Here is a 25,867-nt window from a genome sequence, read left to right as displayed (position 1 = left end):
ACCACGCTAACGGCCGCCACTGACAGTCCTGAATCGCCGCAGGTCAGAGGGGTTCTGTGCCGACCGGGCTACTCGACGACCTGCCGGCCCTCGGGCCGGGCGGTGCAGGAGGCGCGGAAGGAGCAGTGCGAGCAGTGCTGGCCGGGGCGGGGCGCGAACCGCTCCTCCAGGACGCGGCCCGCGGCCTCGGCGAGCAGCCCGCCGATCCACTCGCCCTCGCCCAGCGGCTCCTGGGCCTGCACCTTGGGTACGGAGTCGCCGCCGTCCTTCTTCGCCGCGCCCTGGCGCAGCTGGACGAGCTCGGCACCGCCGGGCCGCGGCCGGGCGCCCTCGAAGGCGTCGTCGACGGCGCCGTGCTCGACGGCGAGCTGGTAGACGGCGAGCTGGGGGTGGCGCTCGACCTCCTTGGCGGAGACGGTGCCCTTGCCGGTCTTGAAGTCGACGACGTAGGTGCGGCCGTGCTCGTCCGCTTCGACGCGGTCCATGGAGCCGCGGATGCGGACCAGGTAGTCGTCGGCCTTCAGGGTGACGTCGAAGGGGTGCTCGGTCGCGACGGGGGCCCGGCCGCCGCGGTCCATCACGTGCCAGCGCAGGAAGCGCTCCAGGGCCGCGCGGGCGTTCTCCTTCTCCTGCGCGGACTTCCAGGGGGCGTCGAAGGCGAGCGCGTCCCACACGGAGTCGAGGCGTTCCATGAGCACGGCGAGGTCGGCGGGGGTGCGGCCGGAGGCGACCTCGTCGGCGAGGACGTGCACCACGTTGCCGAACCCCTGGGCGGCGGTGGCGGGTGCGTCGGCCTTCACCTCGCGCCCCAGGTACCACTGCAGGGAGCAGGTGCCCAGCTGGCCGAGGGCCGAGCCGGACAGGGCGACGGGGCGCGTGCGGTCGCGCAGCGGCACCTCGCTGTGCGTCGGCTCGTGCAGGCCCCACCAGCGGTACGGGTGGGCCGCCGGGACGAGCGGCTGGCCCTCGTCGTCGCGCAGGGCCGCGAGCCGGGCGAGGCGCTGCGCGGCGGCGGAGCGCAGGGCGTCCGAGGCGGCGGGGTCGACGGTCGTGGCGCGCAGCTCCGCCACGAGCGCGGAGACGGCCAGGGGGCGCCGGGGGCGCTGGGTGACGTCGACGGGCTCGGCGCCCAGCTCGGCCAGGAACCGGGAGGGCTGGTCGCCGTCCTCGGCGGCCGCCTTGACCGCGGTGACGACCACGCGCTCGCGCGCACGCGTGGCCGCCACGTAGAACAGGCGGCGCTCCTCGGCGAGCAGCGCGCCGGGGCTGAGCGGTTCGGCGAGGCCGTCGCGGCCGATCCGGTCGGCTTCCAGGAGCGAGCCGCGGCGCCGCAGGTCGGGCCAGAGGCCCTCCTGAACGCCCGCGACGACCACGAGGTGCCATTCGAGGCCCTTGGAGCGGTGGGCGGTCATCAGGCGCACGGCGTCCGGGCGGACGGCCCTGCGGGTGAGGGTGTCGGCGGCGATGTCCTGCGCTTCGAGCTCGTCGAGGAAGTTCAGGGCGCCGCGGCCGCCAGTGCGTTCCTCGGCGCGGGCGGCGGTCTCGAAGAGGGCGCAGATCGCGTCGAGGTCACGGTCGGCGTTGCGGCCGGCGGCGCCGCCGCGGTGGGCCGCGCGCTCCAGGCGGGCGGGCCAGGGGGTGCCGTCCCAGAGGGCCCAGAGGGCCTCTTCGGCGGTGCCGCCGGCCGCGAGGAGCTCGCGCGCCTCGCGCAGGAGGGCGCCGAGGCGCTGGGCGCCGCGGGCGTAGGCGGGGTCGTGGACGGCCAGCCGTTCGGGCTGCGCCAGGGCTTCGGCGATGAGGGTGTCGGAGGGTCTCGGCAGGTCGGCGCCGCCGGCTCGCTCCTCATCGCGCAGAGCGCGGCCGAGGCGCCGGAGGTCCGTCGCGTCCATGCCGCCGAGCGGGGAAGTGAGGAGGGTGAGGGCGGTCTCGGGGTCCACGGCAGGGGTCTGCCGGTCGGAGGCCTCCGTGGCGGCGGACGAGGCCACGCCCTCGGCCACCACCCGCAGCGCCGTCAGCAGCGGGGCGACCGCCGGTTCCTGGCGCAGGGGGATGTCGTCGCCGTCGACCTCCACGGGGACGCCCGCCGACGTCAGGGCGCGGCGCAGGGACGGTATGGAGCGGGAGCCGGCGCGGACGAGGACGGCCATCTCGTGCCAGGGGACGCCGTCCTCCAGGTGGGCGCGGCGCAGGATGTCGGCGATGTTGTCGGTCTCGGCGCCCGCGGTGGGGTACGTGTACGCCTCCACGCTCCCGCCCTCGCGCACCGCGGTGAGGTCCCGGTGCGCGCGGACGGCGTCCGCGGGGAGGCGGGTGAGGGGCATCCGGCGGGTGAGCAGCCGGGTGGCGTCGAGCAGCCGCGCGGCGGAGCGGCGCGAGGTGGTGAGGACCTCGACGGGCGCGGGCGAGCCGTCCCGGCGCGGGAAGGCGTGCGGGAATTCGAGGATGCCGTTGATGTCGGCGCCCCGGAAGGCGTAGATCGACTGGTCGGGGTCGCCGAAGGCGACGAGGGTGCGGCCGTCGCCCGCGAGGGCCCGCAGGAGCCGCACCTGGGAGGCGTCGGTGTCCTGGTACTCGTCGACGAAGACGGCGTCGTAGCGGCCGGCCAGTTCGGCGGCGGTGTCCTGCCGCTCGGCGAGGAGGACCGCGCGGTGGACGAGTTCGGCGTAGTCGAGGACGCCGCGCAGGTCGAGCAGGTCCAGGTACTCGGCGAGGAAGGACGCGGCGGCGGCCCAGTCGGGCCGCCCGGTGCGGCCGGCGAAGTCGCCGAGGGCGCCGGGGCCGAGCCCGAGCTCGCGGCTGCGGGCGAGGACGGCGCGCACCTCGTCGGCGAAGCCGCGGGTGGTCAGGCAGGCGCGGAGCTCGTCGGGCCAGCGCACGCGGGCGCGGCCGGCGCGCTCCAGCCCGGCCTGGCCGGCCAGCAGCTCGCGCACGACGGCGTCCTGCTCGGGGCCGGACAGCAGCCGCAGCGGGTCGATGAACAGGTCGGCGTCCTGGTGGGCGCGGACCAGGGCGTAGCAGTACGAGTGGAAGGTCGTGGCCCGGGGCGCGCCGGCTCCGGCGCCGAGCCGGGCGGCCATCCGGTCGCGGAGCTCGACGGCGGCCTTGCGGCTGAAGGTGAGGACGAGGATCCGCTCCGGCGGGGTGCCCCGGCGCACCCGCTCCGCGACGGCCTCGACCAGCGTGGTGGTCTTTCCCGTGCCGGGCCCCGCGAGGACGAGCAGGGGACCGCCGGCGTGCTCAACCACGGCGCGCTGCCGCGCGTCCAGCTCAGGAAGGGCCGTGGGGCCCGGCCGGGTGCGCACGAGGCGGTAGGCGCCCGGGGAGGGCTGCCGTGCCTGCGGGCGCTGCGGCCGGGTCGAGCCGGAAGGCGGGGAGGAGCTCACGTGGGTTGCCGGTCCTGGTGGGGGTGCGGGGAGTCGTGCGGCCGTGCGGGCCTGGAGGCCGGGGAGTGACGGCGGTTCCCGACGCTACGCCAGGCGGCGTCCGGGGCGCAGGGCGTCCCGGGAGTCGGCGCACGGCTTCCACGGTCTCATCCGTTCGGGTGAGACCGGTCCCGCACCGGTCACACGGTGGCCGGGGGAAACCGTCAGGTGTGCGGAGTCACACTCCCGGGCTCGCGGCCGTCCCAGCGGGCGCGGGCCATGGCGAGCCGGGGCACGTGTCCCTCAGCGGCCCGCCCGGCCTCGCGCAGCGGCGTGCCCTCCTCGCGGTAGCGGGCGAGGGCGCGCAGCTCGTGGCCGGGCAGCAGGACGCCGTCCGCGCGGACGACCCGCCACCAGGGCACGGCGCCGCCGTAGAGCGCCATGACGCGGCCGACCTGCCGCGGCCCGCCCTCCCCCAGCCACTCGGCGACGTCCCCGTAGGTCATCACCCGGCCGGGCGGGATCCGCTCGGCGACCTCCAGCACCCGCTCCGCGTACTCGGGGAGCTCATCGTCCTCGCTCATCCGGCCCATGGTGCCGTACCCCACCGACAGCACGGACCCCCGGTCACTCAGAGTGCGCATTCGCACCACAGGGCGTACGATCCGGAGTCCGCGCCCCCGAATTGCACCCTGATGCCCCCTCGCCCGGCGGGGCCATGCCACCATCTTCCGGGCGGTGACAGGTGATACGAGACCAAGAAGAAGAGAAGGACCGGCAGCAGGGCGCGGAGCCTCCTGAAGAGGACCGCGCTCCCCGAGCGCTGCCCGCTTCCGGGGAGCCCGGCTACGACTGCGCGGACGGGGAGGCACACATCGACCGGGTCTCCGGCGACGAGCCGCTGCTGCCCGCGCGCGTGCACCGCCCGGCCGACCTGGTGCGGCTCTTCCTCGGCATCGTCGGCATCGCCCTCGTCCTGGCCCTCGCGGCTTTCGCCCACGGCACCACCACGGGCCTCGAACAGGACATCAAGGAGAGCACGGGGCGCGCCCCGCAGCTGCTGGCGAGCTTCGCGGGCCTCGCGGCCAACATCGCCATCTTCATCGTCCCCGTGGCCTTCGCCGTCGAGCGGCTGATCAAACGGGACGGGCTGCGCATCGCCGACGGCGTGCTGGCGGCCGTGCTCGCGCACGGCGTGTCGCTGGCCACCGACCTGTGGGTCGCCCGGTCGGCCCCCGGTTCGATCCGGGACGCCCTCACCCAGCAGGCCCCCACCGGCGGCCTCACCGACCCCGTGCACGGCTACCTGGCACCGGTCATCGCCTACATGACGGCCGTGGGCATGTCCCACCGCCCCCGCTGGCGGGTCGCCATGTGGGCGGTCCTCCTCCTGGACGCCTTCGCCGTCCTGGTCAACGGCTACACGACGCCGTTCTCGATCGTCACCACCGTCCTGATCGGCTGGACGGTCGCCTACGGCACGCTCTACGCCGTCGGCTCCCCCAATGTCCGCCCCACGGGCCGTCACCTGCTGACGGGCCTGCGCCGCGTCGGCTTCAAGCCGGTCACCGCGCTGCGCACCGAGGACGGCGCCGACGACACCGAGCCGCACGAGCGGGGCCGCCGCTACATCGTCACCCTGGAGGACGGCCCGCCCCTGGACGTCACGGTCGTCGACCGCGAGCAACAGGCGCAGGGCTTCTTCTACCGCGTCTGGCAGCGGCTGGCCCTGCGGGGCATCACCCAGCGCCGCAGCCTGCAGTCCCTGCGCCAGGCCCTGGAGCAGGAGGCACTGCTGGCCTACGCGGCCATCGCGGCCGGCGCCAACGCCCCCAAGCTGATCGCCACCTCCGAGCTGGGCCCGGACGCCGTGATGCTCGTCTACGAGCACATCGGCGGCCGCCCCCTCGGCCAGGTCCCCACCGAGGAGATCACCGACGAGCTCATGGCGGGCGCGTGGCGCCAGGTGCAGGCCCTGCAGTCGCGCCGCATCGCGCACCGCAGGCTCGACGGCGACGCCCTGCTGGTGGATCGTTCCGGCAACGTGGTCCTGACCGACCTGCGCGGCGGCGAGATCGCGGCCGGCGACGTGGTCCTGCGCATGGACGTGGCGCAGCTCCTCGTCACGCTCGGCCTGCGGGTCGGCGCCGAACGCGCCGTGGCCACCGGCGTGGCCGTCCTCGGCCCCGACGCCATCGCCGACAGCCTCCCGCTCCTGCAGCCCATCGCCCTCACCCGCGTCAGCCGCGCGACCCTGCGCCAGCTCGCCCGCGAGCGGGCCCAGCGCGAGCGCGAGAAGGTCCTGGAGGCGGCGGAAGCCGCCAAGGAGACCGTCAGCGACCGCAAGACGCTCAAGGCGGAACGGCAGGCCGAGAAGCGCGCCATAGACGAGGCCCTGGAGGAGGCCCGCGAAGAGGACCTGCTGGCCCAGATCCGCCGCCAGGTCCTGCTCATCCGCCCCCAGGCCCCGATAGAGCCCGTCCGCCTGGAGCGCATCAAGCCGCGCACCCTCATCAGCTTCGTCGCGGGCGCCTTCGCCGCGTACTTCCTGCTGTCGCAGCTCACCCACGTGCAGTTCGGCGACCTCGTCGACAAGGCGAACTGGGCGTGGGTGGCGGTCGCGGTGGCCTTCCAGGCGCTGACGTACGTCGCCGCCTCGATGAGCCTGCTGGGCTTCGTGCCCGAGAAGGTGGGCTTCGGCCGCACGGTGCTGGCCCAGGTGGCCGGCTCGTTCGTCAAGCTGGTGGCTCCCGCGGCGGTCGGCGGCGTGGCCCTGAACACCCGCTTCCTGCAGCGTTCGGGCGTCCGCCCGGGCCTTGCGGTGGCGAGCGTGGGCGCGTCCCAGCTGTTCGGCCTGGCGTGCCACATCCTGCTGCTGCTGTCCTTCGGCTACGTCACCGGCACGGAACGCAGCTCGTCCCTCGGCCCCTCCCGCACGGTCATCGGCGGCCTCCTGACGGCCGCCGTGCTGGTGCTGGTCGTGGCGGCGATCCCCGTCCTGCGGAAGTTCGTGTCGACCCGCCTCCGGTCGCTCTTCGCGGGCGTGATCCCGCGCATGCTGGACGTGATGCAGCGCCCGCAGAAGCTGGTCTCGGGCATCGGCGGCATGCTGCTGCTGACGGCGGCGAACGTTATGTGCCTGGACGCGTCGATCCGCGCGTTCGGGGGCGAGCTGAGCTACGCGAGCATCGCGGTGGTGTTCCTGACCGCCAACGCCCTGGGGTCGGCGGCACCGACGCCGGGCGGCGTGGGCGCGGTGGAACTGGCCCTGACGGCGGCGCTGACGGTGGCCGGGCTCCCCGCGGAACAGGGCACGCCGGCGGTGCTGCTCTTCCGCCTCATGACGCTGTGGCTGCCGGTGCTGCCGGGGTGGCTGTCGTTCTCGCACCTGACCCGCAAGGGAGCGATCTGAGTACCGGACCGCAGCATCTGCGGCAGGTGCACCCCTGGACACCTTGCAAATGCGAGTGACACCCCCTTAACGTGCCGCATATGCGTTCCTACACCATCGGCCGGGCGGCCAAGCTGCTCGGAGTCAGCGCCGACACCGTCCGGCGGTGGGCCGACGCGGGCCGGATACCGACGCGCCGCGACGAAGCGGGGAAGCGGCACATCGACGGGGCCGACCTGGCCGCGTTCTCGGTGTCCCTCGCGGCGGAGGCGGCCGACGGCGAGGACGCGTACACCAGCGCCCGCAACGCCTTCCCCGGCATCATCACCGCGGTCAAGCTCGGCGACGTGGCGGCCCAGGTCGAGATCCAGGCCGGCCCGCACCGGCTGGTCTCCCTCCTGACGCGCGAGGCCGTCGAGGAGCTCGGCCTGGCGGTCGGGATGGAAGCGGTGGCCCGGGTGAAGGCCACGAACGTGCACATCGACCGCACCTGACCACGGAGAACCGATGCACATTCGCCGCTCCCTGCCCTTCCTGGCCGGCGCCCTGCTCGTCCCGCTCCTCGCGGCCTGCGGCGGCGAGGACAAGTCCGACGCCGAGGAACCCACCAGCCTCACGGTCCTGGCGGCCGCGTCCCTGACCGACGTCTTCAAGCAGGCGGGTGCGGCCTACGAGAAGGAGCACCCGGGCACCAAGGTCACGTTCTCCTTCGCGGGCTCCCAGGAACTGGCGGCGCAGGTGCGCCAGGGGGCACCTGCGGACGCTCTGGTCACGGCGGACACGAAGACGATGGAGGACCTCAAGAAGGACACGGGCTCGCCCACCGTCATCGCGAAGAACCGGCTGACGATCGCCACGGCCAAGGACAACCCCAAGAACATCAAGTCCCTCTCGGACCTGTCCCGCGACGACCTCAAGGTCGTCCTGGCGGCACCCGAGGTCCCGGTGGGCCGCTACAGCAAGAAGGTCCTGGACCAGCAGCACGTCACGGTGAAGCCGGTCTCCCAGGAGCCCAGCGTACGGGCGGTGCTGAGCAAGGTGAGCCTGGGCGAGGCGGACGCGGGAATCGTCTACGTAACGGACGCCACCACAGCCAAGAACAAGGTCGCCACCACGGCGATCCCCGACGCCCAGAACGCCGTGGCGTCGTACCCCGCGGCGACCCTCAAGAGCTCCAAGCACACGACCCGGGCGGCCGACTTCGTGAAGTGGCTGAGCACCGACGAGGCCCAGAAGCTGCTCCGCGAAGCGGGCTTCCAGCAGCCGTGAGGAAGACGCCGCTGACGCTGGCGCTGCCCGCAACGGCAGCGGTGGCGTTCCTGTTCCTGCCCTTGGCGGGCATCCTGGCCCGCACGCCGTGGAGCACGCTCCCGTCGCGCCTCACCTCGCACGAGGCAACGGAGGCGCTCGGGCTGTCCCTCCTGGTCTCGGCCTGGGCCCTGGGCGTCTCCCTCCTCCTCGGAGTCCCCCTGGCCTGGCTCCTGGCCAGGGTGGACTTCCCAGGCAAATCACTCGTCCGCTGCCTGGTGATGCTGCCGATGGTGCTCCCGCCGACGGTCGCGGGCGTGGCCCTCCTCCAGGGCTACGGACGCAGGGGCGTCCTGGGCCCGCCCCTGGAATCGCTGGGCATCACGCTCCCCTTCTCCACAGCAGGCGCAGTAGTGGCGTCCTCCTTCGTGGCGATGCCGTTCCTGGTGATCAGCCTGGAAGGAGCCCTGGCGGGCCTCCACCCCCGCTACGAAGAGACCGCGACGTCCCTGGGAGCGAGCCCGCTCCGCGTCTTCCGCACGATCACCCTCCCCATGGTGGCGCCGGGCCTGATCGCAGGCGCGGCCCTCACGTGGGCGAGAGCGCTGGGCGAATTCGGCGCGACGATCACCTTCGCGGGCAACCTCCCAGGAGAAACCCAGACGCTCCCCCTCCAGGTGTATCTGCTCCTCCAGGACGACCCGGAGGGCGCCACAGCGGTCTCACTCCTGCTCCTGCTGATCGCCACAGCGGTACTCCTGGCCCTCAGGGGCCACTGGCTGCAGACGCGGGAAGACGGGAGGGGCCGGGGTGGCCGGGGCCCGGCAAGGGGCGTCGGGGGCACCCCCAGCGGTAGCCGGGGGAGTGATTTGCGGCGGAGTTCGGGGCACCTGGAACGACGGACAGGGGCCGTAAATCATGCAGCCCCGGAGGGCTCCGGCCACCCCGGTCCCGCCCCCGCCACCCCGCACCCCCTGCACACCACGGTCACCGGCGCAGCGAACACCACGCTCACCGCACAGCCCGGCACCACGATCGCCGTGGTGGGCCCGAACGGCGCGGGAAAGACCACCCTGCTCCGAGCCCTGCTGGGCCTGACGGACCGCGCCACGACAACGACCCTGAAGCTCGGCGACAAGGACGTGTCCGAGGAACCACCCCACCGCCGCCACATCTCCTGGGTCCCCCAGGACACCGCCCTCTTCCCCCACCTCACGGCCGTAGCCAACACCGCCTACGGCCTCCGCTCCCAGGGCACCTCCAAGAACGAAGCGCACCGCCAGGCCCACCACTGGCTGACCCGCCTGGGCGTGGGCGACCTGGCCCACCGCAGGCCCGGCAGCCTCAGCGGCGGCCAGGCCCAGCGCGTGGCCCTGGCCAGGGCCCTGGCGGCCCGCCCCCGCCTGCTCCTCCTGGACGAGCCCCTGGCCGCCCTGGACCAGTCGACCCGCTCCGCGGTCCGGCACACCCTCCGCGCCCACCTGGCGGACTTCCCCGGCGTCTGCCTGATCGTCACGCACGACCCGGTGGAGGCGGTCTCGCTGGCGGACCGCGTCCTCGTCCTGGAGGACGGCGCGACCGTCCAGTACGCGACGCCGAACGAGCTGACCCGGTACCCCCGCTCCCCGTGGGTGGCCCGCATGCTGGGCCGGAACGCGTGGCCGGGCAAGTCCACGGCGGAGCGAACCCTGCTCCTGGACGACGGCGCGAGCCTGGTCACGGCCGACGCCCACTGCGGCGGCGACCCGCACGAGGCGGCAGCAGGCCTGGCCGTGGTCGGCCCGGAAGCGGTCTCACTCCACACCGCGCGCCCCACCGCGGGAAGTCCCCGCAACGTCTGGCAGGGCACGATCCGCGAGATCACCGCGCACGGCGGCCGCCTGCGGGTCCTCGTGTCGGGTGAGCCGGACGTCGTCGCGGAGATCACTCCGGCCGCCGCGGCGGAGCTGAAGCTGTCGGAGGGCACACCGGTGTGGGTGAGCGTCAAGGCCACGGAGATCACATTCGTCCCCCTGTAGGGGGTTAACAACAAACTCCCCGAGTAACCCGTACGCCCCATCCCGCGCGCACCTCCACCTCCCCGCCCGGACGATGAACGAGTGATCAGATCCGCACGGGCAGGAGGCACGCTCGCCGCCGCACTCCTGGCGGTCACAGCGACAGCGTGCGCAGGCGCAGGGGGCACAGGAAGCGCCGGCAAGAGCACCGGCACTCGCACCCCGCACGCAAGCGACGCGAGCAACACCACCCGCCCCGGGAGCGCGGACACCCCCCGCCAGCAGCTCTCCTGGAAGGCCTGCCCACCGCCCACCCCCGCGGAAGGCGGATCGTCCGGCCGGGCCCCGGGCCCCGACTGGGAGTGCGCGACGCTCCACGCCCCCCTCGACTACGCAAAACCCAGGAGCAACACCAACAGCATCGACATCGCCCTGATCCGGGCCAGGGCCACGGACCAGGCCCACCGCATCGGCTCGCTCGTCTTCAACTTCGGCGGCCCCGGCGGCTCCGGCATCGCCGCGCTCCCGGCCTTCGCCGACGACTACAAGAAGCTCCGCACCCGCTACGACCTGGTCAGCTTCGACCCGCGGGGCGTGGGCCGCAGCAGCGGCGTCACCTGCCTGGACGACAGGCAACTCGACGCCTACTACGCAGCGGACGCCACCCCGGCCACCCCCGCCCGCGAGAAGGCCCTGGTGGAGCGGGTGGCCGCCTACGCCGCCGGCTGCGAGCGCAACTCCGGCAAGGTCCTCCCCCACGTGGGCACGGAGAACGCGGCCCGCGACATGGACCTGATGCGCGAGGTCCTGGGCGACGCCAAGCTGCACTACTTCGGCGTGTCGTACGGGACGGAACTCGGCGGCGTCTACGCCCACTTGTTCCCGGACAAAGTCGGCCGCGCACTTTTCGACGGCGTCGTGGACCCGTCCGCGGACCCCGTGCAGAGCGCCCTCGCCCAGGCGCAGGGCTTCGAGCTGGCCCTCACCAACTACATGGGGGCCTGCACGAAGACGTCGGACAACTGCCCGACGGAACCCCGGATCCGTGCGCTCCTCCAGCGCCTGGGCGACAAGCCGGTCCCCGGCGCGGCGGGCCGCGACCTGACCCGCTCCCTCGCGACGGGCGGCATCGCGCAGTCCCTCTACTCGAAGGACTTCTGGGACTACCTGACCGAGGGCATCGAGGACGCCGGGAACGGCGACGGCCGGCTTCTGCTCTCCCTCGGCGACGCCATGAACGGCCGTGGCCAGGACGGCCATTACAGCACCCTCCAGTCCTCCCTCAATGCCATCACCTGCGCGGACTTCGCGCAGCGCTACACGGCGGCCGAGATCGAGCAGCGCGTGCCGGAGTTCCGCAAGGCGTCGCCCGTCTTCGGGGACTTCATGGCCTGGAGCCTCACCCAGTGCACGGGCTGGCCGGTGAAGGGCGCGTGGCAGACGCCGGACGTGAGCGCGAAGGGCTCGGCGCCGATCCTCGTCGTCGGCAACACCGGTGACCCCGCTACCCCTTACGGGGGAGCGAAGCACATGGCGCAGGAGCTGGGGCCGGGCGTCGCCGTCGAGCTGACCTACCGGGGCGAGGGGCACGGCGCCTACGACAGCGGCAATGCATGCGTCAAGGGGGCCGTCGACGCCTACCTGCTGGACGGTACGGTGCCGGAACCAGACAAGATCTGCTCATAGCACACATAGCACATATCACCGGTGACGGGCACGAGACGCGATCAACTGGGTCGAATGTCAGTGGCTCGCACTACGATCGCCCGCACAGCAGTTCCGCGGACGTGAACGGAGTTCGGGGGGACGAAGTGCCGCACATGACACCACGCACAACACCAGACACAGCACACCTGCACACCACCGGCGACCAGCCGGATCACCGCAAGTCCCGGGCCCTCACCGGCGCCCTGGCCATCGCCGCCCTGGTGGCCGCCCTCGTCGCGCTCTGGCAGACGCAGTCCACCCCGCTCGGCGGGCGCGCGTACTGCTGGGGCGCCTGGCCCGAGGACGAGGCGCCCTTCCGCCGCGGCGACCGCGACCGCATCACTGACGAGATCCCGCCCGGCCCCGGCCGCCCCACCGGCCAGTGCTCGCTCCGCTGGCACGGGGGCCAGGGTTCCGGCGCGTACGAGCAGCGGCTCGACCTCCGCTTGGGCACGGGGCCCCGGGAGGCGGGTGAACGCCGTTCGTGGCTGGGCGAGTTATTCGGTGGCGGCGACGTCCCGCTCCCCGACGGCCTGCCGGGCTTCACCGCGGCGGCCTCCGGCACGGGCGCACTGGTGCTGCCGGAGAGCTGCGACGTGGACGGCCGCCCGTCCGTCGTGATGCTCAAGAGCGCCATGGCGCTTCCCGCCACCACAGCAGGCGAACTCCTGGTACGAGCAGCCAACTCCGCCACGCAAAGGTCGAGTTGCACCACACTTCCCCCGCTCCGCCTGAACCGCCGGCCGTCACCCTCCACCACCGACCACGAGAGCTGCGGCATCGCAGGCCTGCCCAAGGAGCACGGCACCGGCACCGGATCCCCCAGGAACAGCGACTTCCACAGCTGCGCCATAACGGGCACAGGCACACCCATAGGCCCCACCGCCTGGGCCGCCCGCTTCACCACCACCGCCAGGCCCCGCCTGGTCGCCCTCTTCGAGGGCCTCACCGGCGACCGCCCGCCCGCCCCCGGCTGGCGGGCGCGCGGCAGCATCGACGCGGCGGGCGCCCTGGTCAGGGCGGACTGCGGGGGCAGGCCCACCGTCTTCGCCATGCGCAGCGGCCCGGCTCGCACCCACACCCGGCTGGACGACCCGCGCGAGGTCTTCCCGCTCTACGTGGACGCGGTGGCCGCTCATATGGGTTGTGCGCCCCTGCGCGCCGGGTGACGCCTCCGCGCGGCGGCGACTCCCCCGCCTTCACCTCCGTACAGTCGGGGGAATGAGCTCCTCTCGGCCTCGGACCACCACCGCCCTCCTCGGCGCCGGCATCGCGCTCGTGACGGCCCTCGCCGCCTCCGGCTGCGGCGACTCCGGTCCCCCGGACGCCGGGGACGCCAAGAGCAGCAAGAGCAGCGACAAGGACGGCGCCGCGTCGGTCGCCCCGCTGCGCTGGACGGCCTGTCCCCCGCCCAGCGTGGCGCAGGGCACCTCTCTCGACGGCAAGGCGCCCGGCAAGGACTGGGAGTGCGCGAAGCTCCCCGTCCCCCTCGACTACACGAAGCCCGGCGGCGAGCAGATCGAGCTCGCCCTGATCCGTGCGAAGGCGCGGGACAAGGGCAAGCGCCTCGGCTCGCTCGTCTTCAACTTCGGCGGGCCCGGCGGCTCGGGCGTGGCCACCCTCCCGGGCCTGGCCACCAGCTACGACAAGCTGCGCGACCGCTACGACCTGGTCAGCTTCGACCCGCGGGGCGTGGGCGACAGCGCGGCCGTGCGCTGCCTGGGCGACAAGGAGACCGACGCCGCCAACCAGATCGACGGCACCCCGGACGACGCGGAGGAGGAGCGGGCCGCCCTCGCGGCCAACAAGGCGTACGTGGACGCCTGCGCCAAGAACTCCGCGAAGCTCCTGCCCCACGTCGACACGCTGAGCGCCGCCCGCGACATGGACCGGCTGCGGGCCGCCCTGGGCGACGCGAAGCTCAACTACTTCGGCATCTCCTACGGCACCGAGCTGGGCGGCGTCTACGCCCACCTCTTCCCCGAGAACGTGGGCCGTGCGGTGCTCGACGCCGTGGTCGACCCCACGCAGGACCCCGTCGAGGGCAACCTCGGCCAGACCAAGGGCTTCCAGCTCGCCCTGAGCGACTACCTCAAGGACTGCGCCGCTTCCGCCCAGGCCGCCGCCTGCCCGTCCCAGGACCGGATCGTCTCCCTGCTCAAGAAGCTCGACGGGCAGCCCCTGCCGACCCGCCAGGGCCGCAAGCTGACCCAGGACGAGGCCGTCAACGGCATCGCGTCCGCGCTGTACTCCAAGGACACCTGGAAGTACCTGACGCAGGGCCTGCAGGAGGCCATGAACAAGGGCACGGGCGACACCCTGCTGGTGCTCTACGACCTCCTGAGCGGGCGCGGCCCCGACGGCCGCTACAGCAACCTCCAGCCTGCCAACCGGGCGATCTCCTGCGCCGACTCCCGGCAGCGGTACACCGCCGACGACGTGAAGGCCCGGCTGCCCGAGTTCCGGGCCGCGTCCCCGGTCTTCGGGGAGGCCGCCGCCTGGTCGCTCCTCAGCTGCACGGGGTGGCCCGTCGAGGGCAAGTGGAAGACGATCGACGTCAGCGCGGAGGGCTCGGCGCCCATCGTCGTCATCGGCAACACCGGGGATCCGGCGACGCCTTACGCGGGCGCGCACCGGATGGCCGAAGGCCTCGGCAAGGGCGTCGCCGCGGAGGTCACGTACAAGGGCGAGGGGCACGGGGCGTACAACAGCGGCAACGCGTGCATGGTCCGCACGGTCGACACGTACCTGCTGGACGGCAAGGTCCCGGCCGCGGGCACGACCTGCTCGTAGAGAGCAAGCAGGCTCGTAGAAAGCAAGCGGTAAGGGGTGCCCCCACACAGGGGGCACCCCTTACCGCTCAGAAACGCAACGCTCAGTACACCGGCTTGTCCGGCTCCACCTGGTGGACCCAGCCGATCACGCCGCCGCCCACGTGCACCGCGTCGGCGAACCCGGCCGCCTTGAGCACCGCCAGCACTTCCGCGGACCGGACACCCGTCTTGCAGTGCAGGACGATGCGCTTGTCCTGCGGCAGGTCCTGCAGGGCCGTGCCCATCAGGAACTCGTTCTTCGGGATCAGCCGTGCGCCCGGAATGGAGACGATCTCGTACTCGTTCGGCTCGCGGACGTCGATGACGTCGATGTTCTCGCCGTCGTCCAGCCACTCCTTGAGCTGCTTGGGAGTGATCGTGGAGCCGGCCGCCGCCTCCTGGGCCTCCTCCGAGACCACTCCGCAGAACGCCTCGTAGTCGATGAGCTCCGTGACGGTCGGGTTCGCGCCGCAGACCGCGCAGTCGGGGTCCTTGCGGACCTTGACCTGGCGGTAGGTCATCTCCAGGGCGTCGTAGATCATCAGGCGGCCGACCAGCGGGTCCCCGATGCCGGCCAGCAGCTTGATCGCCTCGTTGACCTGGATGGAGCCGATCGAGGCGCACAGGACGCCCAGCACGCCGCCCTCGGCGCAGGAGGGGACCATGCCCGGCGGCGGGGGCTCGGGGTACAGGCAGCGGTAGCAGGGGCCGTGCTCGCTCCAGAAGACGGACGCCTGACCGTCGAAGCGGTAGATCGAGCCCCACACGTACGGCTTGCCCAGCAGCACGCAGGCGTCGTTGACGAGGTAGCGCGTGGCGAAGTTGTCCGTGCCGTCGACGATCAGGTCGTACTGGGAGAAGATCTCCATCACGTTGTCGGCCTCGAGGCGGCCCTCGTGCAGGACGACGCTCACGTACGGGTTGATGCCCTGCACCGTGTCGCGCGCGGACTCCGCCTTGGACCGGCCGATGTCCGCCTGGCTGTGGATGATCTGACGCTGCAGGTTGGACTCGTCGACCTCGTCGAACTCCACGATGCCCAGGGTGCCGACGCCGGCCGCGGCCAGGTACATCAGGGCGGGGGAGCCGAGACCGCCGGCACCCACGCAGAGCACCTTGGCGTTCTTCAGGCGCTTCTGCCCGTCCATACCGACATCCGGGATGATCAGGTGGCGGGAGTACCGACGAACCTCGTCAACGGTGAGCTCGGCAGCCGGCTCGACCAGGGGTGGCAGCGACACGGGGACTCCAGGGTCCTCCCCGCCGGGGCGGGGAACATACAGGCGGCGTTCGGTCCTTCCCCCGTAACACTGCCACGCCCCGCCTCATTCCGAGACACCAGGTCCGATGCGCGAGACGATCTCGTCCCAGTAGCCGGGCATCACCTCCCAGGGGTCCGCTTCGTCCTGGTCCGTCCGGTCGGTGAAGTAGATCGTGCCGGCGCCCTGCCAGCGGGCGAGGCGCAGCGCCTCCTCCAGGTGGGCGCGGGGGATGCCGTGCACGAGGTGGCAGAAGCGGGCGGCCGGGAAGTCGGCGGTCCACTCGGCCACCTGCGACCAGCGGTACGCCGACCACGGGCCGTGGAAGGTGACGAGCTGCTCGGCGAGGTCGGCGTAGCCGGGCGAGGGGTGGGTGCCGTGGACGAGGACGACGTACGCGCGGTCGAGCACGGTGCGCAGGGAGGCGACCGTGCGCCGGGTGCCGGGCAGGGCGGCCGGGTCGGCGGGGGCGGCGTCGAGGGCGAATCCGTCGACCCGGTACCAGTTCAGATAGCGCTGGGCCTCGGAGAGCACCTCGCCGAGGGGGCGCTCGCCGAACCTCAGGTCCAGGTGGCCGAGGACCCGGATTCCCGCCTCGCGCAGCCGGGCGGCGGCGGCCACGCGATACGGGTCCGGGCGGTCGCCGGGGCCGCCGGAGGCGGTGCCGCCCGGGGCGGCCATGGCGCCGCTGCCGAGCACGACCCACTCCACGGGGACGTCGGCGCGCAGGAGTTCGCCCCACTCGGCGGGGGCGAGCAGGGGGTGCGCGAAGCCCGGGACCCCGAAGCGCAGGGGCGCCTCGCGCACCCGGGACCGCCGCTGCCCGGGCGGGCTCAGATGCGACACGCGGCCTCCATCCAGATGTCGGCCAGGGACTCCTCCAGGCCGATGCGGGGACGCCAGCCGAGCCGGTCGCGGGCGGTGCGGACGTCGGCCTGCTGCCAGCTGCCGCAGCCGTCGGGGTAGGGGTAGGCGGGCGGCGTGCCCAGGTGGGGGTCGTCGAGCTCGTGGAGGGAGCCGCCGTAGCCGGCGACGCGGGCGAGCGTGGCCGCGGCCTCGCGCAGCCGGACCGCGCGCCCGGTGCCGATGTTGACGGCTCCCTGGGCGGCGGAGAGGGAGGCGGCGTGCACGGCGCGGGCCACGTCGCGGACGTCCACGAAGTCGCGCTGGACGCCGAGGCCGCTGAGCTTCAGCTCGCTGTCGCCGTTCTGCATGGCGCGGCGCAGGGCGTCGGCGAGCCGGCCGAGGGGGGAGCCGGCCGGGGTGCCGGGGCCGACGGGCGAGAAGACGCGCAGGACGATCGCGTCGAGACCGGAGCCGAGGACGAGCTCGGTGGCGGCGAGCTTGCTCACCCCGTACGGGCCGCCGGGACGGGGCACGGCGTCCTCGGCGGTGGACGAGCCGGGCTGGGAGGGCCCGTACTCGGAGGAGCAGCCGAGCTGGACGAGGCGGGCGCCGCAGCCGCTGCGGCGCAGTGACTCGCAGACGGTGGCGACGGCCACGGTGTTGTGCCGGGTGAGGTCGCGGGCCCCGCCGCGGGTGGCGCCCGCACAGTTGATCACGACGCCGGGGTGGACGGCGTTGAGGAAGCGGGTGAGCGCGCCGGGGCTGCCGGTGGCGAGGTCGAAGCGGACGTCCGCGTCGTCGCCGCGGCCGAGCGCGGTGAGCTGGACGGCGGGGTCGGCGAGCAGACGGTCGGCCACGTAGCGGCCGAGGTAGCCGTTGGCACCGAGCAGCAGAACCCTCATCGGTCGCGCCCTCGCTCTCGCCCGGCGGTGCGGATGGGGTGAACGGTCATCTTCCTTGCTCCTCTGAAGGGGGTGTGCGACTGGGACGTGCGGTCACCGGGCCCGGGCCGGGGCTTCTCCGGGGTCGGCGGGGACGGGTGCGTGCGGGCCGTGGCGGTGGGCGGAGGCCCGGGAGAGCGCGGTCAGGGCGTGGGCGAGGAGGGCGAGCGCGGGGAGCGCGCAGGCCACGAGGGGTATGGCGGCGGGGCCGTAGGCGCCGGTCGCCCAGGCGACGGCGGGCGCGGCGAACCGCCCTGGTGCACCCGCTGCCGCGACGCCGAGCGCCGCCGCTTCCAGGCCGCAGGCGGCCAGTGCGGCGACGGCGGCGGCCCGTCCGGAGCCGCGGGCGGTGAGCAGCCGGGCCAGGAAGAGCAGCCCGCCGAGGGCAGTGACGGCGGCGAGCTCGGCCGGGCGGGCGGCGGGCGCGCCCGAAGCCGCCCGTACGGACCACAGGAGCGCGGCCAGGGCGGCCGTGAACAGCCCTGCGGCCGTGAGGAGCAGGGGCCAGGCGCGGGCCCGGAACTCGGCGCGGGAGCGGCTCGCCACCAGGGCGTGCCGCACCCGTCCGGTGAACCACCGGGTGCACCACAGGGCGGGGGCGAGGCTGCACATGAGGGCGACGGCGGCCGGGACGGCTGCCATCAGGGCATCCGGCAACAACGCGCGGCCGGAGAGCAGCGCGGCGAGGGCGGGCCCGCCGAGGAGGGCGTACGCGACGAGCCAGGCGGCGGCGAGCAGTCCGGCGAACCGCCATGGGGCGCGCACCTCGTGCGCGGGCGCCGCCGGGTCGCCCGGCACGCCGGGCGCGGGCCGCTCGGGCTCCTCGCGCTCGGTGCGTGCGTACAGCTCGTCGGCCAGCGAGAACACGTCCCGGTGCCGGCACTCCGCGGCCGCGTGGTCCGTGAGGCCCCCGTCCTCCAGGACGGCGGCGATCTCCAGGGGGTCCACGGCGCGGGCGCACAGCCCGTGATGGCGCTGCAGGAGGGCCTTCACGGGATCGGCTTTCGCCGGGCCGGCCTGAGCGGGCTCACTCTCCCCCGTACCGGCGTGGGCTACGGCTATGCCGGCAGCGGCGGCGGGCGCGCTGCCGTCCCTGAGCGGTGTGGTCATGGGCGGCCTGCCCAGGTCGGGGAGGACTGGCGGGGCGTCAGGCCGATCGGCGCGCGGGATTCGGCGGCGCGGGAGAAGGGGACGGCGGGGTCGGGGGCGGCGGCGTCCCGCCCGGCGGGAGCCCGGGAGATGAGTTCGAGGTAGATGCCGTGGAAGTCCGTCACATGCCTTTCGGTGGTGAAGAGTTCGAGGGCGCGGGCGCGGGCGGCGGCACCGAGTCTGGCTCTTCGGCCGGCGTCGTGCAGCAGCTCCAGGCAGGCCGCGGCGAGGGCGCCGGCATCGCGCGGGGGGACGACGAGGCCCGTGCCGCCGATGACTTCGCGGACGGAGGCGGAGTCCGGCGAGACGGTGGCGCGGCCGCACAGCATCGCCTCCACGAGCGGCCTCGGGAACGTCTCGGCGCTGCCGGCGAGGACGACGACGCTCCCCGTGGCGTACGTGCAGGGGGTGGCCGCGGGGGCGTAGGAGACGCCGACGGGCTGGACTCCGGGCAGCGGCTCGCCGATGACGCGCATCCGCACCTCGGGCTCGGCCTGGCGCAGGGCCGCGAGGGTCTCCCACAGGAAGGGCTCGGCCTTGCCGCCGGCCCAGAGCACGGTGAGGCCGTCGTCCGGCCCCTCGCCGGTCTCGGCCCGCTCCCCCACGGCCTCGTACGGAGCGGGATCGAGGCCGGGGTGGACGGTGCGCAGCCGGCCGGGGTCGGCGCCGCAGCGCTCCTGCCAGCGCCGCACCTGGGCGTCGCCGGGGGTGATGATGTCGGCGCGGGCGTAGATCTCGGCGGTGAGCTGCCGGTGGAACGCGGAGAGCAGGGTCCGCACGGGCAGGGAGAGACCGGCGGCGCTGGCGGCGCTGTTGAGGTAGTAGGCGCGCAGGCGGACCTCGTACTCGGTGACGAGGAAGGGGGTGCCGAAGAATCGCTTGGCCAGGAGTCCCGGGAGGGCGGCGGGGCCCGCGGAGGTGGCGTGGCACAGGTCGACCCCGGCGAGGCCGCGGTCGCCTGCGGTGCCGTACCAGTCGAGGGAGAGGGGGCGCAGGGCGCGCTCCAGGAGGGCGGTGACGGCGAGGAGGTCGGCGACGCGGATGCCGTAGGCGGCGGGGTGGGAGCCGGGGGCGCGGCAGGCGGCCTCCAGGATGCGCAGGGCCTGCTCGGAGCGGAGGGCGGAGCCGAGGCCGCCGGCGTCGCGGGCGAGGTCGGCGAGGCCGTTCAGGGCGTCGGCGAAACGGTACGCCTGGGTCTTGCGGTCCTCGGGGCCGGGCTCGACGGTGGCGGTGAGGGCCTCGGCGAGGCCGGCGAAGTACGCGCCGAAGCGGCGGCGCTCGCGGCGGCCGTACGCGCGGTGGGCGCGCCCCACGGCCCCGGCCGGATCGCCCCACAGGGGGGCCGTGCGCACCCGCCGCACGTGCTCCGGCAGATCGCACCAGCCGCCCGCGTCCTGCCGGGCGCGGCGGCTCAGGGCGCAGATCTCGAAGTCGTGCCCGGGCAGGCCCCGCACGAGCTGGTCGCACCACTGACCACCCTCACCCGAGGCGTACGGATACCCACCCTCCGTAAGGAGTCCCACGCGCACGCACGCACCCCCGTCTGTCCCTTGTGGTCGCCCTCGCCTGACCTGCGGCCGCCGAACGGCAACGGCAGCGGAAGCACGCTATGCGGGCTCGCCCGTGGCGCGACGGACGGTTGTCCGTCGCGCCACCGGAAGGGGTGAACAGAGGTGACTTTCCCGGAGATGAGGCGTTGCCCCGCGCTATGCGGGGGCTTCGGCCGCTTCGAGCCGCGGGACCGCCGCGAGCAGGCCCTTGGTGTAGGCGTGCGCGGGCCGCTCGTAGACGGTGTCGGCCGGTCCCTCCTCCACGATCCGGCCGCCGCGCATGACGACGAGCCGGTCACTGACCTGCCGTACGACGGCGAGGTCGTGGGCGATGAAGACGAGCGCGAGGCCGAGGTCGCGCTGCAACTCGCCGAGCAGCCGCACGACCTGTGCCTGGGTGGTGACGTCCAGGGCGGAGACGGGCTCGTCGCAGACGATCAGCTTCGGCTCGGGCGCGAGGGCCCGCGCGATGCCGACGCGTTGCCGCTGGCCGCCGCTGAACTCGTGCGGGTAGCGGTGGTAGGAGGCCGGGTCGAGCCCCACGCGCTCCAGCAGTTCCCGCACGCGCGCGACGATCGCGGCGTCGTCCAGCTTCCCGGCGGCACGCAGCGGGTCGGCGATCGACTCGCCGATGCTGCGGCGGGGGTTGAGGGAGGAGACAGGGTCCTGGAAGACCATCTGCAGCTCGCTGCGGAAGGCGCGCAGCTCGCGCTCCTTCATGCCGCCGATGTCGCGTCCGCGGTAGCTGAGCCGGCCGCCGGTGGGCTCCAGCAGGCGCACGAGCATCCGCCCGAGCGTGGTCTTGCCGCTGCCGGACTCGCCGACGACGCCGACGGTCTCGCCGGCCCGTACGGTGAGCGACACGTCGTCCACGGCGGTCACGGCCCGCTTGCCGCGCCCGAACTCCCGCCGCAGGGCGGATGCTTCCAGGAGGACGGAGTCGTCACCTCCGGCTTGAGGCAGTCCGTCCGTACGGGTCTCCCGCCGGACGTTTACGCGCGGGACGGCCGCCAACAGGTCGCGGGTGTAGTCCTCGCGGGGCGCGTGGAGCACGTCGCGGACGGGTCCGTGCTCGACGGCCCGCCCGTCCTTCATCACGAGCAGGTCGTCGACGCTGCCGGCCGCCACGCCCAGGTCGTGGGTGACCAGGATCAGGCCCATGCCGGTTTCCGCGCGCAGTTCGCGCAGCAGGCCGAGGATCTGGTCCTGGACGGTGACGTCGAGGGCGGTGGTGGGCTCGTCCGCGACGAGCAGCTGCGGCCGGCAGGCGAGGGCCATGGCGATGAGGGCACGCTGGCGCATGCCGCCGCTGAACTCGTGCGGGCGGGAGCGGGCGCGGCGGGCCGCGTCGGGGATGCCCACGCGGTCCAGCACCTCGGCCGCGCGGGCCCGGGCCTCCCGCCGGGAGGCGTCGCGGTGGTGGACGCGGTAGACCTCGGCGATCTGGTCGCCGACGGCCTGGTACGGGTCGAGGGAGGAGAGCGGGTCCTGGAAGACCATGGCGGCGACGCCGCCGCGCAGCCGCCGCAGGCCGGCGTCGTCCGCGGCCTGCACGTCGTGCCCGGCCACGGTCACCGAGCCGGTGACGTCGGCGCCGGTGTCCCGGTGCAGGCCCAGCAGCGCGTAGGCGGCCGTGGACTTGCCGGAGCCGGACTCGCCGACGATGCCGAGCGCGCCGCCGGGCGCGAGCTCGAAGGAGAGGGCGTCCACGGCCCGTACGATGCCACCCGAGCCCTCGCCGGGCCCGGCGGAGAAGGCCACGGAGAGGCCGGAGACGGCCACCAGGGGCCCGGTCTCGCGCCGGCCGGCCGCCGGCCCGCCGCTCGTGAGCTGTGTGGTCATCGCAGGGCCACCCTTCGGTCCGCGGCGGCGTAGAGCACGTCCGCCACGATGTTGGCGATGACGACGGCGGTGCCGGTGACCATGACCACGGCGACGACCACGGGCAGGTCGAGGGTCGTGGTGGCGTGCACCAGCAGCGCCCCGATCCCGGGCAGGCCGAACATCATCTCGGTGAGGACCGCGCCGCCGAACATCGACCCGAAGTCGGCTGCGGACAGCGCGATGACGGGGGCGACGGCGCCGCGCAGGGCGTGCCGCGTGACGAGCTTGCGCTCGGCGACCCCGTAGGCGCGGAAGGTGCGGATGTGGTCCTCGGCCAGCGTCTCCAGCATGGAACTGCGCATCAGCCGGGCGTACTTCGCGGATTCGAGCAGACCGAGCGCGGCCCACGGCAGCAGCATGTTCCAGGCCCACTGCTCGGGGTCGCCGGTGAGCGGCACGTAGGTCGGGAAGGGCAGCCAGGCCAGGTAGGCGCAGAAGAGCATCAGCAGGCCGAGGCCGCTGATGAAGACGGGGGTGGCGGTCCCGGCGAGGGTGAGCCAGGTCAGCACCCGTTCGGTGATCCCGCCGCGGCGCAGCGCGGAGAGCAGGCCGGTGCCGGTGCCCAGGAGCAGGGCGACGGCCATGGCACCGACCGCGAGCGAGGCGGTGGCGGGCAGCCGCTCGATCAGCATGTCGGTGACCTGCTGGTTGTTCTGGTACGACAATCCGAAGCACGGTGCGTCGCAGTGGAGCAGGGCGGTGCCGGTGGAGTAGTCGTGCCCGGCGACGATGCCCTGCAGGAAGTGCCAGTACTGGAGGTACACGGGGTCGCCGAGGGAGAGCTGCGCGCGGACCTGGGCGATCTGCCCGGGGTTGCAGCGCGGGCCGCAGGCCAGGCGGGCGGGGTCGCCGGGCGCGATGTAGAAGGTCGCGTAGACGACGACCGAGAGCACGAGGAGGACGGCGAGCGCGCCCGCGGCGCGCCGCAGGAGGTATCCGGTCATGCCGCGCCTCCCGCGCCGCTCGTGCGCGCCTTGCGCCGGCCCCGGCCGACGCGCAGCCGGGACGCCTCGCGCGGGTCGAGCGCCGCGCGCACCCCGTCGCCGAGGACGGTGAAGGCGAGCGTGGTGACGAACAGCATGAGCGCCGGCAGCAGCACGTACATGGGGTCCGCGCGGAACCACGTGGTGGCCGTCGAGAGCATGTGCCCCCAGGACGGGGTCGGGGGCTTCACGCCGACTCCGAGGAAGGACATGCTCGCTTCCATCACGATGTTGGTGGGCAGCAGGACGGCCGCGTAGGTGATCACGGGCGCGGCGAGCGAGGGCAGCAGCTCGCGCCGGGCCACGCGCCGGGTGGAGCCTCCGGTCAGCCGGGCGGCCGAGACGAAGTCGAGCTTCATCAGGCTCAGGGTCTGGGCGCGGACGAGGCGTGCCATGCCGCCCCACTGCAGCAGTCCGATGGCGATGGCGAGCAGCACGGGGCGCGGGAAGTCCGCGGGGACGACGGCCATCAGGGCGATGGCGAAGACGAGCAGGGGCATGGCCACCATCACGTCGGTGACGTGGGTGAGCAGGCTTTCCACAAGGCGGTTGCCGAGCGCGGCCGCCAGGCCGATGCCGACGCCGATGAGGATCTGGACGGCGGTGGCGCCGACGGCGACGAGCAGCGAGACCCGGGCGCCGTAGACCAGGCGCACGAACAGGTCGCGTCCGGTGCCCGGTTCGACGCCCAGCCAGTGCTCGGCGCTGATGCCGCCGAAGTCGCCGAAGGGGACGCCGCCGCGGGCGGAGTCGACGAGCGTGTCGTGGTACGCGTTCGGGTCCTGGCCCTCGATCGCCGCCAGCAGGGGCGCGGCGAGGGCCAGGAGGACGAGCAGGCCCAGCACGGCGGCGGCCGCGAGCGCGGACTTGCGCGCCCTCAGCCGCCGCCAGACCTGCGGGGGGCCGGAGGCGGGAGCGGTTCCCGCCTCCGGTTCCGCGGTGGTGAGCAGTTCCGTCGTCACTTGACCGCGACCTGCGAGACGTCGAGGACACCGGTCCAGTTGCTGATGACGACGTTCTTGACGTCCTTGCCGAAGAGACGCTTGTAGACGGGGTTGAACAGCGGCACGGTCAGGGCCTGCTCGCCGATCTTCCGGTCGAGGGCGCCCCAGCGCTGCGCGGCCGCGTCATGGTCGGTGATCTTGTTGATGGCGTCGATCTCGTCGTTGACCTTCGGGTCGTCGAGGCGGGCGGTGTTGAAGTTGGCACCGTCCTTCACGATCTGCCGCCCGTCGAAGACCGGGGCGAGGAAGGGCCCGCCGGAGGGCCAGTCGGCGCCCCAGTGGGCGATGAAGAGACCCGGCTGCTTCTCGAAGCTGTGGATCTTCTCGTCGTAGTCGTTGTCCTCCAGGCCCTCAAGCTTCACGGTGATCCCCGCCTCCTTGAGCGCGGCCTGGACGGCGGTCGCGACCTCGGGGCTGGTCTCGAAGTTCTGGGCGGTGGAATGGGTGAGGGTGATCTCCAGGCCGTTCTCGTGACCGGCCTCCTTCAGCAGCTCCTTCGCCTTGGCCGCATCGCCCTTGGCGCCCGCCGGGAAGTGGTCGTACGGCGTGTAGCCGAGGGGCTTCTGGCGGGGCAGGAACGTCGTCGTGGGCTCGGCGAGCGAGGAGCCGCCCGCGGCGTTGACGACGCTGGTGCGGTTGATCGCGTACGAGATCGCCTGGCGGACCTTCGGGTCGTCGAAGGGCTTCACCGCGGGGTTGAACGCCAGGTAGGAGGTCTGGCCGAAGTGGCCGGTGCCGACCCGGGCGGCGAGGTTCTTGTCGCCGGTGACCTGGGCGAGTTCGGCCGGACCGAGGTTGGTGTCGGTGGTCACCGCGGCGGCGTCGGGGCCGGAGCCGGTCGACAGGCGCTGGTTGATGACCGCGGAGGACAGGCCCGACTTGACCTCGATCCGGTCGGGGTAGGCGTGCCGCTCCTTGTCCGTCTCCTCGGACCAGTTGGGGTTGCGCTCCAGCGTCATCTGCTCGCCGTCGCCGGCGTTCTTGACGACCTTGTACGGACCGGAGGAGACCGGGTGCTCGGCGTACTTGGCGCCGGTGTCCTTGGCCTTGGGCACGGGGGCGAACTGTGTGGAGGCGGCGAAGTAGGGGAAGTCACCCTCGGACTTCTTCAGCTTGAAGACGATGGTCTTCTCGTCGGGCGTCTCGATGGAGTCGAGGCCCTTCTTCTCCTTGTACGGGCCCTGGTAGGTGTCGCCGCCGATCAGCCAGTCGCGCAAGTAGGGGGCGCCGCCGGAGAGTTCGGCGGCGAACGAGCGCTCGACGCCGTACTTGATGTCGGCGGAGGTGATGGGCGAGCCGTCCTCGTACTTGAGGCCGTCCTTCAGCTTGTACGTCCAGGTCTTGGCGTCGTCGCTGGGCGTGCCGGTGTCCGCGGCGAGGTCGGGGACGACCTTGGTGCCCTCGGCGCCGTTCGCGCGGTGGCGGGTGGTGAGGGTTCGGTACACGAGCGAGGGGATGTTGCCGCCGCCGGAGGTGTAGAGGCGGGCCGGGTCGAACTGCTTCTGCGGTGCCCTGTTGAGCACCGTGAGCGTGCCGCCCTTCTGAGGCGCGCCCTCGGCACCGCCGCCCTTGGCGTCGTCGCCCTCCTTGGGGCCGCACGCCGCTGCTGCGCCGCCGACCAGGACCACACTGACGGCGGCAGCAGCCACCCGACGGGATATGACGGACATGTGACGCATGACAGGTAAAGCCTTTCGCGGGAATGCGACGGTGCACCGAAGAGAGGGGTGAAC

Annotated in this window: 18 protein-coding genes; 7 read left to right on the top strand and 11 right to left on the bottom strand. The window is 73.6% G+C overall.

Annotated elements, in window-relative coordinates:
- Positions 1-68: 68 nt before the first annotated feature.
- The gene (locus IF61_RS0111440) at positions 69-3,383 is read right to left on the bottom strand and encodes an ATP-dependent helicase (protein WP_030366204.1); all 3,315 of its coding nucleotides are present in this window, start codon (positions 3,381-3,383) and stop codon (positions 69-71) included.
- A 203-nt stretch (positions 3,384-3,586) separates the two neighbouring features.
- A complete protein-coding gene (locus tag IF61_RS0111435) occupies positions 3,587-3,955 on the bottom strand; it encodes an MGMT family protein (RefSeq protein WP_030366203.1) in 369 nt (122 codons plus the stop codon).
- Positions 3,956-4,107: 152 nt separating this feature from the next.
- Here IF61_RS0111435 and IF61_RS0111430 point away from each other — a divergent pair, with 152 nt between their 5' ends.
- From IF61_RS0111430 to IF61_RS0111400, 7 genes are all read left to right on the top strand, one after another.
- Positions 4,108-6,774: a lysylphosphatidylglycerol synthase transmembrane domain-containing protein gene (locus tag IF61_RS0111430; RefSeq protein WP_030366202.1), complete on the top strand. Its 2,667-nt coding sequence runs from the start codon at positions 4,108-4,110 to the stop codon at positions 6,772-6,774.
- Positions 6,775-6,854: 80 nt separating this feature from the next.
- Positions 6,855-7,247 (top strand): TOBE domain-containing protein, encoded by a 393-nt coding sequence (locus tag IF61_RS0111425; RefSeq protein WP_030366201.1) that lies wholly within the window; start codon positions 6,855-6,857, stop codon positions 7,245-7,247.
- A 13-nt stretch (positions 7,248-7,260) separates the two neighbouring features.
- A complete protein-coding gene (gene modA / locus IF61_RS0111420; RefSeq protein ID WP_030366200.1) occupies positions 7,261-8,022 on the top strand; it encodes a molybdate ABC transporter substrate-binding protein in 762 nt (253 codons plus the stop codon).
- The gene (locus IF61_RS0111415; RefSeq protein WP_030366199.1) at positions 8,019-10,019 is read left to right on the top strand and encodes an ABC transporter permease; all 2,001 of its coding nucleotides are present in this window, start codon (positions 8,019-8,021) and stop codon (positions 10,017-10,019) included. Before modA ends, IF61_RS0111415 begins: the two co-directional genes overlap by 4 nt.
- An 81-nt stretch (positions 10,020-10,100) precedes the next feature.
- Positions 10,101-11,684, top strand: a complete 1,584-nt coding sequence (locus IF61_RS0111410) for an alpha/beta hydrolase (protein WP_030366198.1) — start codon at positions 10,101-10,103, stop codon at positions 11,682-11,684.
- A gap of 134 nt (positions 11,685-11,818) precedes the next feature.
- Complete coding sequence (locus IF61_RS0111405) at positions 11,819-12,874, top strand: hypothetical protein (protein WP_030366197.1); 1,056 nt, start codon at positions 11,819-11,821, stop codon at positions 12,872-12,874.
- Positions 12,875-12,926: 52 nt separating this feature from the next.
- Entirely contained in the window at positions 12,927-14,498 is a 1,572-nt protein-coding gene (locus IF61_RS0111400; protein ID WP_030366196.1) for an alpha/beta hydrolase, read from the top strand.
- Between the two features lie 82 nt (positions 14,499-14,580).
- On the opposite strand, the gene moeZ is transcribed toward IF61_RS0111400, so the two are convergent.
- From moeZ to IF61_RS0111355, 9 genes are all read right to left on the bottom strand, one after another.
- Positions 14,581-15,759, bottom strand: coding sequence for an adenylyltransferase/sulfurtransferase MoeZ (gene moeZ / locus IF61_RS0111395; protein ID WP_030366195.1), 1,179 nt, complete (start codon positions 15,757-15,759; stop codon positions 14,581-14,583).
- A gap of 84 nt (positions 15,760-15,843) precedes the next feature.
- Positions 15,844-16,623 carry a spherulation-specific family 4 protein gene (locus tag IF61_RS0111390; protein ID WP_030366194.1) on the bottom strand — a complete coding sequence of 260 codons (780 nt, stop codon included), beginning with the start codon at positions 16,621-16,623 and terminating at the stop codon, positions 15,844-15,846.
- The gene (locus IF61_RS0111385) at positions 16,611-17,525 is read right to left on the bottom strand and encodes an NAD-dependent epimerase/dehydratase family protein (RefSeq protein WP_030366193.1); all 915 of its coding nucleotides are present in this window, start codon (positions 17,523-17,525) and stop codon (positions 16,611-16,613) included. The genes IF61_RS0111390 and IF61_RS0111385 overlap by 13 nt, the downstream gene beginning before the upstream one ends.
- Positions 17,526-17,618: 93 nt before the next feature.
- On the bottom strand, positions 17,619-18,674 hold the full coding sequence (locus tag IF61_RS37435; RefSeq protein ID WP_078660137.1) for a hypothetical protein: 1,056 nt from the start codon (positions 18,672-18,674) through the stop codon (positions 17,619-17,621).
- Positions 18,671-20,236: a DUF3492 domain-containing protein gene (locus IF61_RS0111375; protein WP_342667984.1), complete on the bottom strand. Its 1,566-nt coding sequence runs from the start codon at positions 20,234-20,236 to the stop codon at positions 18,671-18,673. The genes IF61_RS37435 and IF61_RS0111375 overlap by 4 nt, the downstream gene beginning before the upstream one ends.
- Before the next feature lie 183 nt (positions 20,237-20,419).
- A complete protein-coding gene (locus IF61_RS0111370; RefSeq protein WP_052392626.1) occupies positions 20,420-22,105 on the bottom strand; it encodes a dipeptide ABC transporter ATP-binding protein in 1,686 nt (561 codons plus the stop codon).
- Positions 22,102-23,091 (bottom strand): ABC transporter permease, encoded by a 990-nt coding sequence (locus tag IF61_RS0111365; RefSeq protein ID WP_030366189.1) that lies wholly within the window; start codon positions 23,089-23,091, stop codon positions 22,102-22,104. Before IF61_RS0111365 ends, IF61_RS0111370 begins: the two co-directional genes overlap by 4 nt.
- On the bottom strand, positions 23,088-24,092 hold the full coding sequence (locus tag IF61_RS0111360) for an ABC transporter permease (protein ID WP_030366188.1): 1,005 nt from the start codon (positions 24,090-24,092) through the stop codon (positions 23,088-23,090). Before IF61_RS0111360 ends, IF61_RS0111365 begins: the two co-directional genes overlap by 4 nt.
- A complete protein-coding gene (locus IF61_RS0111355; RefSeq protein ID WP_030366187.1) occupies positions 24,089-25,813 on the bottom strand; it encodes an ABC transporter substrate-binding protein in 1,725 nt (574 codons plus the stop codon). Before IF61_RS0111355 ends, IF61_RS0111360 begins: the two co-directional genes overlap by 4 nt.
- Positions 25,814-25,867 lie beyond the last annotated feature (54 nt).

It is taken from the genome of Streptomyces roseoverticillatus (assembly GCF_000719265.1).
Taxonomy (GTDB): Bacteria; Actinomycetota; Actinomycetes; order Streptomycetales; family Streptomycetaceae; genus Streptomyces; species Streptomyces roseoverticillatus.
This window is presented reverse-complemented; position numbering and strand designations above follow the sequence as displayed.

Excerpts from the sequence above, each read along its gene's own strand:
- IF61_RS0111435 (WP_030366203.1), bottom strand. The coding sequence starts at position 3,955 with ATGGGCCGGATGAGCGAGGACGATGAGCTCCCCGAGTACGCGGAGCGG.
- IF61_RS0111425 (WP_030366201.1), top strand. The coding sequence starts at position 6,855 with ATGCGTTCCTACACCATCGGCCGGGCGGCCAAGCTGCTCGGAGTCAGC.
- modA (WP_030366200.1), top strand. The coding sequence starts at position 7,261 with ATGCACATTCGCCGCTCCCTGCCCTTCCTGGCCGGCGCCCTGCTCGTC.
- IF61_RS0111405 (WP_030366197.1), top strand. The coding sequence starts at position 11,819 with ATGACACCACGCACAACACCAGACACAGCACACCTGCACACCACCGGC.
- IF61_RS0111400 (WP_030366196.1), top strand. The coding sequence starts at position 12,927 with ATGAGCTCCTCTCGGCCTCGGACCACCACCGCCCTCCTCGGCGCCGGC.
- IF61_RS0111385 (WP_030366193.1), bottom strand. The coding sequence starts at position 17,525 with ATGAGGGTTCTGCTGCTCGGTGCCAACGGCTACCTCGGCCGCTACGTG.
- IF61_RS37435 (WP_078660137.1), bottom strand. The coding sequence starts at position 18,674 with ATGACCACACCGCTCAGGGACGGCAGCGCGCCCGCCGCCGCTGCCGGC.
- IF61_RS0111370 (WP_052392626.1), bottom strand. The coding sequence starts at position 22,105 with ATGACCACACAGCTCACGAGCGGCGGGCCGGCGGCCGGCCGGCGCGAG.
- IF61_RS0111365 (WP_030366189.1), bottom strand. The coding sequence starts at position 23,091 with ATGACCGGATACCTCCTGCGGCGCGCCGCGGGCGCGCTCGCCGTCCTC.
- IF61_RS0111355 (WP_030366187.1), bottom strand. The coding sequence starts at position 25,813 with ATGCGTCACATGTCCGTCATATCCCGTCGGGTGGCTGCTGCCGCCGTC.